The sequence below is a fragment of the Streptococcus caledonicus genome (assembly GCF_042656225.1).
GTDB lineage: Bacteria > Bacillota > Bacilli > Lactobacillales > Streptococcaceae > Streptococcus > Streptococcus caledonicus.
The window spans coordinates 24614-37161 of sequence record NZ_JBHSOJ010000004.1; the positions used below are offsets into that span (position 1 = coordinate 24614).

11 protein-coding genes and 2 pseudogenes are annotated in these 12548 nt (G+C 37.3%); 12 read left to right on the forward strand and 1 reads right to left on the reverse strand.

Annotation, left to right across the window (positions count from 1 at the left end):
- The first annotated feature begins 20 nt into the window (after positions 1 to 20).
- The 5 genes from ACFPQ3_RS00760 to ACFPQ3_RS00780 all read left to right on the forward strand — a co-directional run bounded on the left by ACFPQ3_RS00760 (position 21) and on the right by ACFPQ3_RS00780 (position 5074).
- Positions 21 to 962 (forward strand): carbohydrate ABC transporter permease, encoded by a 942-nt coding sequence (locus ACFPQ3_RS00760; RefSeq protein WP_156806820.1) that lies wholly within the window; start codon positions 21 to 23, stop codon positions 960 to 962.
- A gap of 11 nt (positions 963 to 973) precedes the next feature.
- A complete protein-coding gene (locus ACFPQ3_RS00765) occupies positions 974 to 1819 on the forward strand; it encodes a carbohydrate ABC transporter permease (RefSeq protein ID WP_156806822.1) in 846 nt (281 codons plus the stop codon).
- A 50-nt stretch (positions 1820 to 1869) separates the two neighbouring features.
- A complete protein-coding gene (bglS, locus tag ACFPQ3_RS00770) occupies positions 1870 to 3174 on the forward strand; it encodes a beta-glucanase (protein WP_156806824.1) in 1305 nt (434 codons plus the stop codon).
- The gene (gene bglS, locus ACFPQ3_RS00775) at positions 3146 to 3841 is read left to right on the forward strand and encodes a beta-glucanase (protein WP_417774512.1); all 696 of its coding nucleotides are present in this window, start codon (positions 3146 to 3148) and stop codon (positions 3839 to 3841) included. Before bglS (ACFPQ3_RS00770) ends, bglS (ACFPQ3_RS00775) begins: the two co-directional genes overlap by 29 nt.
- Positions 3842 to 4288: 447 nt before the next feature.
- Complete coding sequence (locus ACFPQ3_RS00780) at positions 4289 to 5074, forward strand: AraC family transcriptional regulator (protein ID WP_156806828.1); 786 nt, start codon at positions 4289 to 4291, stop codon at positions 5072 to 5074.
- Between the two features lie 54 nt (positions 5075 to 5128).
- Here the strand turns inward: ACFPQ3_RS00780 and mutY are convergent, their stop codons facing one another.
- Positions 5129 to 6280, reverse strand: a complete 1152-nt coding sequence (mutY, locus tag ACFPQ3_RS00785) for an A/G-specific adenine glycosylase (RefSeq protein WP_156806830.1) — start codon at positions 6278 to 6280, stop codon at positions 5129 to 5131.
- A gap of 1470 nt (positions 6281 to 7750) precedes the next feature.
- Between mutY and ACFPQ3_RS00790 the strand changes: the two genes are divergently transcribed.
- The 7 genes and pseudogenes from ACFPQ3_RS00790 to ACFPQ3_RS00820 form a co-directional block, all read left to right on the forward strand.
- Positions 7751 to 8629: an ABC transporter ATP-binding protein gene (locus ACFPQ3_RS00790; protein WP_380433466.1), complete on the forward strand. Its 879-nt coding sequence runs from the start codon at positions 7751 to 7753 to the stop codon at positions 8627 to 8629.
- 12 nt (positions 8630 to 8641) lie between these two features.
- Complete coding sequence (locus ACFPQ3_RS00795) at positions 8642 to 9364, forward strand: hypothetical protein (protein WP_156806834.1); 723 nt, start codon at positions 8642 to 8644, stop codon at positions 9362 to 9364.
- 179 nt (positions 9365 to 9543) lie between these two features.
- On the forward strand, positions 9544 to 9834 hold the full coding sequence (gene rpsF / locus ACFPQ3_RS00800; RefSeq protein ID WP_156806836.1) for a 30S ribosomal protein S6: 291 nt from the start codon (positions 9544 to 9546) through the stop codon (positions 9832 to 9834).
- Between the two features lie 11 nt (positions 9835 to 9845).
- Complete coding sequence (locus ACFPQ3_RS00805) at positions 9846 to 10343, forward strand: single-stranded DNA-binding protein (protein WP_156806838.1); 498 nt, start codon at positions 9846 to 9848, stop codon at positions 10341 to 10343.
- 38 nt (positions 10344 to 10381) lie between these two features.
- A complete protein-coding gene (rpsR, locus tag ACFPQ3_RS00810) occupies positions 10382 to 10621 on the forward strand; it encodes a 30S ribosomal protein S18 (protein WP_000068664.1) in 240 nt (79 codons plus the stop codon).
- A gap of 505 nt (positions 10622 to 11126) precedes the next feature.
- A pseudogene (locus ACFPQ3_RS00815) lies at positions 11127 to 11792 on the forward strand (IS110 family transposase); the annotation flags it as partial.
- Positions 11793 to 11902: 110 nt separating this feature from the next.
- Positions 11903 to 12548: pseudogene (locus tag ACFPQ3_RS00820) on the forward strand (ISAs1 family transposase); the annotation flags it as partial.

The following is a 12548-nucleotide window of genomic DNA, read 5'->3' on the forward strand; positions in this document are numbered from 1 at the left end:
TCTATTGAAGGAGTAATAGAATGAAACAAAAACGTAAACGTATTAATTACGGAAAATATGGCTACCTGTTTATTTTGCCATTCTTTGTCACTTTCTTTATTTTTTCCTTTATTCCACTTGTAGAAACTATTCGATATAGTTTCTATGAATATTATCGCTCAGGAATTAGAGAAATTGGCCCAAATTTTGTTGGCTTAGCTAACTATAAAGCTCTCTTAGAATCAGATATCCTCAAATATGCAGGTAACACCATGTTAATGTGGTTGATGGGCTTTATTCCGCAGATTGGTATAGCGCTTTTATTGGCAAACTGGTTTGTTGATGCCAGATTAAAATTACGTGGGCAAGGAATTTATAAAGTTATTATTTACTTGCCAAACTTAATTATGGCGTCTGCCTTTGCCATGTTGTTCTTTACACTTTTCTCAACAAATGGTCCAATTAACTCAATCATGACTTCCTTAGGGTGGTTTAAAGAGCCCGTTGATTTCATGGGAACAGCCTTGGGAACTCGTTCACTCGTAGCTGTAATGAATTTCCTCATGTGGTTTGGTAATAGTACGATTATGCTCATGGCTGCAATCATGGGGATTAGTCCAGATATTTTTGAAGCGGCAGAGATTGATGGTTGTAACAGTCGTCAACGTTTCTTTTACATTACTCTTCCAATGATTCGTCCAATTCTTGCCTATACTTTAATTACATCAATTATTGGTGGTCTACAAATGTTTGATGTTCCACAAATTTTGACCAATGGTCAAGGGGCACCAGATAGAACTTCAACAACACTGATTATGTTCTTAAATAACCACTTGAAGAGTAAGAACTATGGTATGGCAGGGGCCTTATCAGTCTATCTCTTTATTGTCAGTGCAATTCTTTGTTGGTTTGTTTATAAGATGACTAATAATGAAATTAAAGCTGGTCGTGAAAAAATGAAACGCAACGCTAAAAAGGCATAGGAGGTTAGCTAATGTCAACAACTGCACAAAATCGCATTCGGCGTCTTGTGGCACATTTTGTACTCATTACCCTATCATTTATGTGCCTTTTCTTCTTTTATATTTTGATTATTAATGCAACACACTCACATGCGGAATTGCAAAGAGGTTTCTCGGCTTTACCAGGATCACACCTTTTTGACAATCTGAGCAAGGTTGCCAATGATGGAACATTTCCAATGTTCAGAGGTATTTTTAACAGTCTCTTAGTTTCTGGAGCAACAGCTGCTATTTGTACCTATTTTTCAGCCCTAACGGCTTATGGGCTCTACGTCTATGATTTCAAATTCAAAAAAATTGCTTTTACTTTTATCATGGCAATCTTAGTCATGCCAACTCAAGTGACTTCAATGGGATTCTTACGTCTCATTACACAAATGGGAATGTACGATACACTATTGCCAATGATTATCCCGTCAATTGCATCACCAGCGGTATTTTATTTCATGTATAGTTATATGCAATCATCATTACCGTTATCTATGGTTGATGCTGCTCGTATTGATGGTTCAGGTGAATTTAGAACGTTTAACACGATTGTTTTGCCTCTCATGAAGCCAGCAATTGCTGTACAAGCTATTTTCACTTTTGTAGGATCATGGAATAACTATTTCATTCCGGCTTTGGTCATCCAATCTAAGGATAAAATGACCGTTCCAATCTTAGTGGCAACCTTGCGTGGTGCGGACTACATGAACTTTGATATGGGTAAAATTTACACAATGATTTTAGTGGCTATTGTTCCAATTATTGTAGTCTATCTATTGCTGTCTAAATACATCATTGCGGGTGTAACACTTGGTGGTGTTAAAGAGTAATATTTAATTCATTAAAAATCAAAATTAATAAAATATTTTAGAGGTTTTTTATGTCAAAGAAAACAGTTTTAAAATGGATATGTGTGACTGCTACTATTTGTAGCTTGCATGCAGGTATTGTTACGGTTGTAGCAGAAGATGTAACCACAACTCCTTCATTAACAGATAATACAACCTTGATTGATGAAGCAGTTTCTTCAACTGATGTGACAACACCGGTTGAAGAAGTGGCGAGTTCTGTAGAAACAAATACAACAATAGAAACAGAAGCGCAGCCTTCTTCAGCGAATGAAGAAGTTACAGATGTTGAAACTGACACTAGTGAGAGTGAAACAGTAGCTTTAGCAAGTGAATACAGTACAGATTTTGATGCCTACGATGAAGCAACGATGGCTAAAGCCGATTGGTGGAATGGAAATCCTTTCGGAGCTGTTTGGAAACCAGATAAAGTTGCTGTCGAAAATGGTGTTATGACTCTGACTATTGATAAGGGAACAGATACCAGCGCTCCAGTAGAATATATTTCTGGTGAATTACGCACTCAAGAATTCTTCCATTATGGTACTTATGAAGTGAGTATGAAGCCAATTAAAAATCCTGGAACAGTTAGCTCATTCTTTACCTATACTGGACCAAGTGACAATAACCCTTGGGATGAAGTAGATATTGAATTTTTAGGGAAAGATACTACAAAAGTCCAGTTTAATTATTACACTAATGGTAAAGGTGAACATGAATACGTTCATGAATTAGGGTTTGATGCTTCAGAAGCTTTCCATACTTACGCTTTTGATTGGCAAAAAGACTACATTACTTGGTACGTAGATGGTAAAGCAGTTTATACGGCTACAGAAAATATTCCAGTAACACCAGGAAGAATCATGATGAATGCCTGGCCAGGTAAAGGAGTTGATGAGTGGCTTCAACCTTATGATGGACAAACACCACTTGTAGCAAGCTATGATAGATTCAGCTATAAAGCGACTGAGCCAGTTAAAGAAAACGTTCCACCGATTTCTGAAACGCCTGATTCTCAACCACCAGTAGCACCGTCTACAAATGAGGACAATTTAGTTCCAAATACAAAACCAACGGTACCGGTAGAAAATATCCCACTGGTGAAATTATCTGGTGCTGACCCTGTTTCTAATACAGATAGAACTACAGAAGTACAATCAATTAAACGTACTGAGGGACCAGTTGTAGAAGAAGTTGTCCATACAGGATTCGTTACTCAAAAATCAACTATCTTGCCAAAGACTGGGAGTCAAGAAGGGGTTCTAGCGACCTTATTAGGCTTTGTATCTCTATTGACTGGCTTTATTCTTGTGCCACTTCGTAAAAAGAATAATTAAAACTATTTCAGAAAGCAGATTTTTTATGGAAGAAAAAGAAAAACATTTTAAAACTTGTTTTGATGTTTATGATGAAAGCACTATGGAATTACGTTCAGGTTCAAACGGTTTTATGTTTGACTGTGAATTTAAACCAGAAAATGTTGCTTTTGAAGATGGTCTTCTATGCTTGAAAATTGATAAGGACAGTAATGGCTATACAGGTGGTGAGTGGCGGACCAGGGATTTCTTTGGATATGGCTACTATCAGGTATGCATGAAAGCTATTAAAAACCCTGGGGTCGTTACTTCTTATTTTACCTATACTGGTCCGAGTGATGATAATCCGTGGGATGAGATAGATATTGAATTTTTAGGAAAGGACACAACCAAAGTACAGTTCAATTACTTTACAGACGGTGTTGGAAATCATGAATATTTACATCATCTTGATTTTGATGCTTCGGATGATTTTCATATCTACGGTTTTGAATGGAAAAAAGATTCGATAACGTGGTATGTTGATGGTGAAGCGGTTTATACAGCTACTGAAAATATCCCAAAAACAGCTGGTAAAATGATGATGAATGCTTGGCCTGGAATTGGTGTTGATGATTGGTTAGATGCCTATGACGGAAAGGGTCCCTTACATGGTTATTACAAATGGATCAGTTATGAAGCAAGATAGATAGGTACCTCCTAAGGTTTAGGGAAATCCTCATGTGGGGATTTCCTTTTTTAGCTTATTTGAACTATTCCCGCTGTTCTTCCTCCCAGTCCTATCAAGCGATTGGAAGACTATAAAAATAACAATCGCCACATGATATTAACGTTTTAGCTTATCAACTTATAGAAGAACATCCATTTTTCAACATTATCGCCACAAAGTTTTGGCGTTTTCAGATATGAAGGTAATTGAAATTGTTGGTGTAAGGACAGTTGTATCGCGCATAATATGGGTTATTTGATTGTTCTTTCAAAAAATTGACTTTTCTATCCTGAAATCACTCATTGAAATTAGCAACTACGGGAATGATTCTATTTTGAAAAGGCTTTCCTAAGGTTTTCAAATATGCTATAATTAAATGTGATATTTCTATTATCAAATGAATCATCAAGGTCAGGAGGAAAAGGAATGAGTTATAGAGAAGAATGGCGGCTTTATGAAGCAAGTGATCGATCTGATGAACTCATCCATCGCCCTATGACAGAAGAATTTCTCTTTTATCAAGCTGTCTCAAATGGAGATATTGAAGCTGTTAAAAGAAACTGTGAGCAGGAGCGTTTCATGGAAAAAGAGGGTGTTGGACAATTGTCACGTAATCAAGTTACCAACATGAAATATCATTTTGTTATTGGAACGGCTATGATTACAAGGATTTGTTGTCAAAATGATATGGAATTGGAGTTGGCTTTTCGTCTGAGTGACTTCTATATCCAGAAATTAGATGATCTTCACACTGTTCAAGAAATTCAAAACTTGCATGATGAAATGGTTATTGATTTTACAGAAAAAATGCGGCAACAAAAACAAAAAGATGTCACTTCTAAACACATTTCGGCTTGTAAGGATTATATTTATTGTCATATCAAAGAACGTATTACGGTTGAGCAGTTAGCGCTTGAATATGGTGTTTCAACAAGTTACTTATCACGTCTTTTTAAGAAGGAAGTTGGTGTCTCGCTTAGTACTTATGTCCGTAATAAAAAGATTGAAGTGGCTAAAGATTTATTGAAGTTTAGTCAAGATTCAATGATTGATATTGCTAATCATTTATCTTTTTCATCTCAGAGTCATTTTATTCAACAATTTAAAGAGGTGGTCGGCATGACACCTAAAAAATATCGTGATAGCCACCACAGAGTTAAATGGGATAAAACTGTTAGTCGCAACTCAACTGACATGATAGGAACAAACTAAAAGCCAAACTTCTTACAAGTAGAAGCTTGGCTTTTTTGAATGATAAGATAAGCATTAATTCCTAAACGATTTCATCACCTCTGCCACCATCTTCTTCTGTGGAGTTGCCATGGGATAGTTATCGAAATTATCTGGAGATACCCATTGTAATTCTTTTTGGCTAGTTAGCTCTGCTTTTTCCACAAAGCCTTCTAGAAGTTCTATCGTCCATTTTTGATGGCTAAAGGTATGTTTGACATAAGGGAATGTCCTTTCTGACCAAGTTGGCTTGAGTTGATAGTCCTCTTCAAATAATGTCTTTTGAGATACGGTCTCTAAAACGTCGTTTTCTTTTTCAAAGAGATTTAATTGCTGAGCGATAAAGTTAGTCTCAACAATGGGGAAAGACCAAAATCCACCTAGTAAGCGACCGTTATTATTTTTTTCAAGCAAGAATTCTCCCTTTTTATTTTGGATGACAAAGGCTTGGATTTGCAATGGTTTTGGCTTTTTCTTTGGAGCTTTGATGGGGTATTTATCATAAGTGCCATGTAAATAAGCTGCGCAGAAAAATCGAATAGGGCTTTCATCAGGTCTTGGCGTTTTAGCGGATTCGATATCTGTTCCTAGGTCCATCAAAGCCTGGTTGAAATCCCCTGGTCGGTCAGGATCAATCAATATTTCCATGACAGTTTGAAAAATGTTACGATTTTTGGGGTCGCCAATATCGTAATTGATTTCAAATAAGCGTGCCATGACCCGCATCACATTACCATCTACAGCTGGTTCAGGAAGTCCAAAGGCGATGCTTGCAATAGCACCAGCAGTATAAGGACCTATCCCTTTTAAGCTAGAAATTCCTTCATAGGTTTCTGGGAATTTACCATTAAAATCTGTCATGATTTGCTGAGCGGCAGCCTGCATGTTACGAACGCGCGAATAATATCCTAAGCCCTCCCAAGCCTTAAGGAGTTTTTCCTCGGGGGCGTCAGCTAATGCTTTCACAGTAGGAAACCAGTCCAAAAACCTCTCGTAGTAAGGAATAACCGTTATCACTTGTGTCTGCTGAAGCATAATCTCAGAAATCCATATCTTATAAGGGTCAGAGGTGCGACGCCAAGGCAAATCACGCTTTTCACGGTCATACCAAGCCAGCAAGGTACGACGGAAATCGGCAATTTTCTCCTCGTTCCACATCTCAATTCCGTAATCTTTCAAATTTATCATACCACTATTGTACCAAAGCCTTTTTATTTTGGAAAATAGCAGAGCTTTAAAAAGAAAGTGTTTTTATTTTCTTAAAGAAAATATTTTGTAATTTTCTCAAGTTCTGAATTGAGCTTTAAAAAAGGCGAATCGCTTGTTTTAAAGGAATAAACGAGTAAGAAAAACAGTGTCAGCCCTTCTCTTATCAAAAAATGTTAAAAAGATACAAATAATAATAAAAAAACTTGACAAAAGAAAACGCTTACGATATACTTAAACTATAAAGAAAGAAGAGAAGAAAGGAGGTCACTCTAATACTAATCTTCAATCGCAACAGGTATAAAAATGGAGACTAAGGTCTTCAAACAATCGTTTTTCAATTATAGGAGGTGGCGCTATGTTAACCTTTGACATTGGACGCTATAAGAACGGAGACAAGCCTCGATAGACAGTAGGCAAACAATGGCTTTATAGTTGCTATATAGGAGGATTCCTATGAGATTTAATATTAGTAGGTATAAAAATGGAGATTAACTCCTCGTGTTGCAGAAAATAGTCACGAGGGAGTGATACCAATGCAAACATAGATTTATTGTTAATGTAACTCAGTGTGAAAGAAAAATAAATTTGTAGTTAATGTTGCTCAGTGTGTAGGTTTCTCAATACAGGAGGGTCTTATGTGCGTTGCAAGATATAAAAACGGAGATAATTTCCTTGTTGCGTAGAATAGCGACGAGGGATACCAATACAAATATAGATTTATCGTTGTTGTAGCTCAGTGTGAAAGAAGAAATAATTTGTTGCTAGTGTAACTCAGTGTGTAGGTTTCTCAATACAGGAGGGTCTTATGTGCATTGCAAGATATAAAAACGGTGACAACTAAGCTTAAATTATTTTTCAGATAAAGCTCTATAAAGATAAAATGATGATATTTTTTCTAGGGGAATCAAAAGGAGATTAATAGAGAGATTGACATATATTGAAAATTATTTGATAATGTTTTGATTTCCTAAAGAGGTAAGAGACTATCACGGTTTTCCAGGAGTAAATAATCTGCTATCATCTCTACCTTGAAATGTAAGGTGGGAGAATGAAGCATCTCAGAAGACTGAAAAGACAAGAATAAGATAATCGTAAATTGGTGGAAACACTGTAGAGTTTTATAAGTTTATCTTTAATCTAATCAATTGTATAATCGCTTAGTGATGAGCACTTGAAGCTCGACGAACAAAGACTTGGTAGGAGGCATCCTTATGCTAAGATATAATTGTTCTAGGTACAGAAACGGAGATTTATAACCTCAGTTGATGATTCTTATAACAAAACAAATACACGAATTTAATAAAGAAAGGGCACCTGTCAGAGCGGCAGGTGTTTTTATGTACTCATTTAAATTTTCATCTTGACAATTTTGGGTTGTATGGTAACATTGATACATAGATATTGTATTGATTTAAACATACAAAAAGTTTCTAAAAATTCAGAAGGAGTATTGTAATGGCTGAAACATTGTTACAGATTAACAATATTAGTAAAAAGTATGGTAAGCAAGAGGCCTTATCACATGTTAGTTTTGAGATTAAGAAGGGCGAGATTTGCGGTCTTGTGGGACAAAATGGTGCTGGTAAAACAACTCTCATTCGAGTCTTATCTGGGCTTATCAATGCCAGTTCAGGAAAAATTGAGCGCTATCAAGATTATAAAATTGGTGCTTTGATTGAGTCTCCGACACTTTATCCTAATATGTCTGCCTATGCTAACCTGAAGTATACTGCTTTGCAGATTGGTTTGCCTAAGGCTGATGAGCGCATTAAAGAAGTTTTAGGTTTAGTTGGCCTAACAGATGTAGATCGTAAGAAAAAGGTTAAAAATTTCTCACTTGGTATGCGTCAGCGTATGGCGATTGCTCTTGCCATTATTGATTTTCCAGATTTTCTGATTTTGGACGAACCAATTAACGGGCTCGATCCGTCTGGTATCAAGGAGATGCGTGATATTATCCTGAACCTCAGAGACACATTTGGCATTACTATTCTTATTTCCAGCCATATCCTATCTGAATTGGAACTGGTGGTAGATCGTTTTGTTATCATGCATAAAGGGCGCGTGATTAAGGATATTGAAAAAGCTGCGCTGAGGGCAGAAGTTGAAAATCGTATTCATCTGGAGACCACTGATAATGATAAAGTTGCGCAAGCTTTGCTGGATAGAAACGTATCGTTAGATATGCTAAGTGATTACCTCAGTATTAAGCCAGAAAAAACGGTCCAAGAATTGATTGATTTGGTGTCAGAATTAAACGTTGAGATAAAAGGAATCTACCAAATAGGTTCAAGCTTTGAAGATTATTATCTAGGATTATTGCAGTAAGGAGAAAAGTAGATGTTAAAATTTTTAAAAGCAGATTGTTACCGTATTTTTAAAGAAAGATTGAGTCTGATTTCCTTAATTCTTCTTTTGCTTTTAAGTGGAGGAATTGCTTATATCATTGCTCTACAAAACATGTCTACAATAGGAGTAGCAACGTTCATGATGCCATTTTTTACCAGTTTTTTTCCTCTCTTTTTTGTCACTCCTGGTAAAATATTCTTTGGTGAAGATTTTGTACAGCGTACCATTAACAATAGTTTGATTAAAGTTCAGAGTCGCTCCAAGACTTTTGCCTATCGTTGGCTAATGAGTATGGTTGTAAGCTTCTTTTATATTTTTATTGCCTATATTTTTGCTGGTTTTGTTTATCAACTATCGACTGGCGATTCTATTTATGCAAGGCTCTTTGAAGGCTTGCTTTATCAGATTCCTTACTACCTAGCAACAGCGGCACTACCTTTGGTGTTTTTTAATCTATTTGACAAGCTGTACAAGACCAACACTCTATTTATCATTACCTTTACCATGTTTGAAACCTTTGCTAAATTGATTCTTGGTATGCTCTTGAAAATTGATTCAGAGGTTTATCAGCCCTACATGTTGTTTGGCAATCTTGCTAATACAGTAGATAGCTCTGCCGGTTTTATCAATCACTCAAGTATCGTGGCTTTTGTTTATGCGATTATTTTTACTGGTATTTCTTATTTCCTTTTTGCCCGTCGTGAGTTTAAGTAAAAAGTAGAGCAATATATGAGGATCTAGGTGGCTTACTGAAGAAGCTCTGCTATTGCCAAAAAAATCAACAAAATTCTTGCAAAACTTGTTGAAATCTAGTAGAATAATATCTTGTGAGTATCCCTCACTTCCTGCTGACAAGGTTCAGTAGGCATTAGACCAAAAGGAGGAACATATCAATGGCTAAATACGAAATTCTTTATATCATTCGTCCAAACATTGAAGAAGAAGCTAAAAACGCTTTGGTAGCACGCTTTGACTCTATCTTGACTGACAACGGTGCAACTGTTGTTGAATCAAAAACATGGGAAAAACGTCGTCTTGCTTACGAAATCAAAGATTTCCGTGAAGGACTTTACCACATCGTTAACGTTGAAGCGACTGACGCAGTAGCTCTTAACGAGTTTGACCGTTTGTCAAAAATCAACGGCGACATTCTTCGTCACATGATCGTTAAACTTGACGCGTAAGAAGGTGCTCTATGATTAATAATGTAGTGCTTGTGGGTCGTATGACCCGTGATGCAGAACTTCGTTACACTCCAAATCAGGTGGCTGTAGCAACTTTTACCCTAGCTATTAACCGTATTCGTAAAAACCAAAATGGTGAGCGTGAGGCGGACTTTATCAACTGTGTCATCTGGAATCAACCAGCTGAACACTTAGCAAACTGGGCTAAAAAAGGTGCTCTTATTGGAATTACAGGTCGTATTCAGACACGTAATTATGAAAATCAACAAGGTCAACGTGTTTATGTAACAGAAGTTGTTGCTGAAAACTTCCAAATGTTGGAAAGTCGTGCTACACGTGAAGGTAACGGTGGCGGTTCTTATAATCCAAGTTCTTCTCCGTTTTGGGGGACAACTGGTGGTGGCTTCCAATCGCAACCTGCACAATCAACACCAAACTTCGGTAGAGATGAAAGCCCATTTGGTAACGCAAATCCAATGGACATCTCAGATGACGATCTTCCATTCTAATGGATAAAACGAATTAAATATATAAAGGAGAATTAAACATGGCTCAACAACGTCGTGGCGGATTCAAACGCCGTAAAAAAGTTGATTACATCGCAGCTAACAAAATTGAATATGTTGATTACAAAGATACTGAGCTTCTTAGCCGTTTCGTTTCAGAACGTGGTAAAATCTTGCCACGTCGTGTAACAGGAACTTCAGCTAAAAACCAACGTAAAGTAACAACAGCAATCAAACGTGCTCGCGTTATGGCTCTTATGCCGTTCGTAAATGAAGACTAATAACCAAGAAACCGGCTTTATGGCTGGTTTTTCTTATGCTCTGAGATGTCAAAAGATAGTTTTTGTTTTGGCTAGAATTAACTAGCGCAACGGGTATTTTGTATTTTTTGTTAACCTTGTTGTCCTAATGTGGTGTAGGCAGAAGCGGGCTTCTACGGAGTTTTATTTCTTCTTGGCAAGCTTGGTGCCTTTCGCTCCCCGTTTTATAAGATCAGGCTGAAACTGTTGACTGGACAATCTCATCCCTCTTGAGACTGGAACAAACCAGCACTATGGCAGATCCCACACCCACAAAACAATGACAACCAATAGGCAAAGCCCTCGCTAAGTGCTATACTCTTAGTGAAGGCTTTGTGGTTGATCATTTAATGATAAAATCTATCAAGGGACAGACTAATCCACTTTATCTACGAGAACCCCAAAATATCGCCTCAGAAGCATGAGTATAAAAATACGACTACTATTAGAGAGACAAGTCCTCATCATTAGTTAGGAGGAAACGACTATGAATATCATCTATACATCTTGTGCTGGCATTGATATTCACCAAGCTATGATAGCTGTCTGTATCTTACACGGTTCTCTCACTAGTACTCGTCCCAAACGTGAAGAGGCTCGCTTTGATACAACGACAGAAGGTTTACAACAATGTCATGATTTTCTCACATCTTTTCAAGGACAAGCTGTTGGCATCGAAAGTACAGGAGTCTATTGGAAACTCGTTTGGCATGCGCTCTGTCAAGACTTTGAGCTTATTTTAGCGAATCCAGCACATATGAAAGCCATCCCTGGTCAAAAAACAGATAAAAAAGATGCTTTCTGGATTGCCAAATTGACTCGTATCGGACTGCTTCCAAAAAGTTTTGTTCCGGATGAAAGGATTCAAGAACTACGAGAGATAACACGTCAGCGAAAACATCAAGTAGAGACTCGTAATCGTGACGTGAACAGAATTCATAACATTCTTCAATCAGGAGGAATCAAATTAACGACTTACATTGAAGATATTATGGGCAGTTCTGGGCGTAACTTGATGACTCTTTTAGTTAATGGAAAAACCATCACACCAGAAGTTATTCGTGCTAATGTTTATACGACTCTGAAACAGAAAATTCCTCAACTAGAAAAAGCCTTGGATGGTTATTTTTCAGCTCACCAAAAAGTGTTTTTGTCGTGGACTAATGATCACGCCAAACGCATGAAGAAAATTTAGTTTTCAGAAAGCGAAAATCATAATGATAAAATCAATCAAAGCAGCACACTATAGATGAGGTGACTACGATGATTGATTTTATTGTTTCTATTGATGAGCACAGTGAAGAGTTGGACAGTCGCCAGCCTTGGAAAATTCGCTATCCCTTGTCAACTATTCTCTTTCTTGTGTTCTTTTGCCAAATGGCAGGCATTGAAACATGGAGGGAGATGGAAGATTTTATCGCCATGCATGAAGATCTCCTAAGAGAATATGTCGATTTAAGTGCGGGTTGTCCCTCTCACGATACGCTAGAAGGTGTTGTTAGTATGGTCAATCCTCAATTTTTGAGCGCTCTAAAGGTTGAATTTAATTACTCCCCAGATTGTGTATCGGTTGAGCGACTGATAGCCATTGATGGTAAGACCATGCGTGGCAATGGCAATAGACACCAAGTTCCCAATCATAATGGGACAAGTTAGTGTTGAGTAAAAAAGTAATGAAATCACAGCTATTCCTCGCCTCTTACGAATGATTGACCTTCGACAAGGGATTGTCACGATGGATGCCATGGGAACACAGACAGACATTGTGGCTGAGATTATTCAGGGTAAGGGTGATTACTGTCTAGCAGTCAAGGGACGCTTCACGAGGATATTGACCTTTATTTTAGTGATGCTAAATTGCTTGAGAAACTAAACAAGAAAGGTCAACATTACCAAACAGTAGAGACAG

Excerpts from the sequence above, each read along its gene's own strand:
- ACFPQ3_RS00760 (WP_156806820.1), top strand. The coding sequence starts at position 21 with ATGAAACAAAAACGTAAACGTATTAATTACGGAAAATATGGCTACCTG.
- ACFPQ3_RS00765 (WP_156806822.1), top strand. The coding sequence starts at position 974 with ATGTCAACAACTGCACAAAATCGCATTCGGCGTCTTGTGGCACATTTT.
- bglS (WP_156806824.1), top strand. The coding sequence starts at position 1,870 with ATGTCAAAGAAAACAGTTTTAAAATGGATATGTGTGACTGCTACTATT.
- ACFPQ3_RS00780 (WP_156806828.1), top strand. The coding sequence starts at position 4,289 with ATGAGTTATAGAGAAGAATGGCGGCTTTATGAAGCAAGTGATCGATCT.
- mutY (WP_156806830.1), bottom strand. The coding sequence starts at position 6,280 with ATGATAAATTTGAAAGATTACGGAATTGAGATGTGGAACGAGGAGAAA.
- ACFPQ3_RS00795 (WP_156806834.1), top strand. The coding sequence starts at position 8,642 with ATGTTAAAATTTTTAAAAGCAGATTGTTACCGTATTTTTAAAGAAAGA.
- rpsF (WP_156806836.1), top strand. The coding sequence starts at position 9,544 with ATGGCTAAATACGAAATTCTTTATATCATTCGTCCAAACATTGAAGAA.
- ACFPQ3_RS00805 (WP_156806838.1), top strand. The coding sequence starts at position 9,846 with ATGATTAATAATGTAGTGCTTGTGGGTCGTATGACCCGTGATGCAGAA.
- rpsR (WP_000068664.1), top strand. The coding sequence starts at position 10,382 with ATGGCTCAACAACGTCGTGGCGGATTCAAACGCCGTAAAAAAGTTGAT.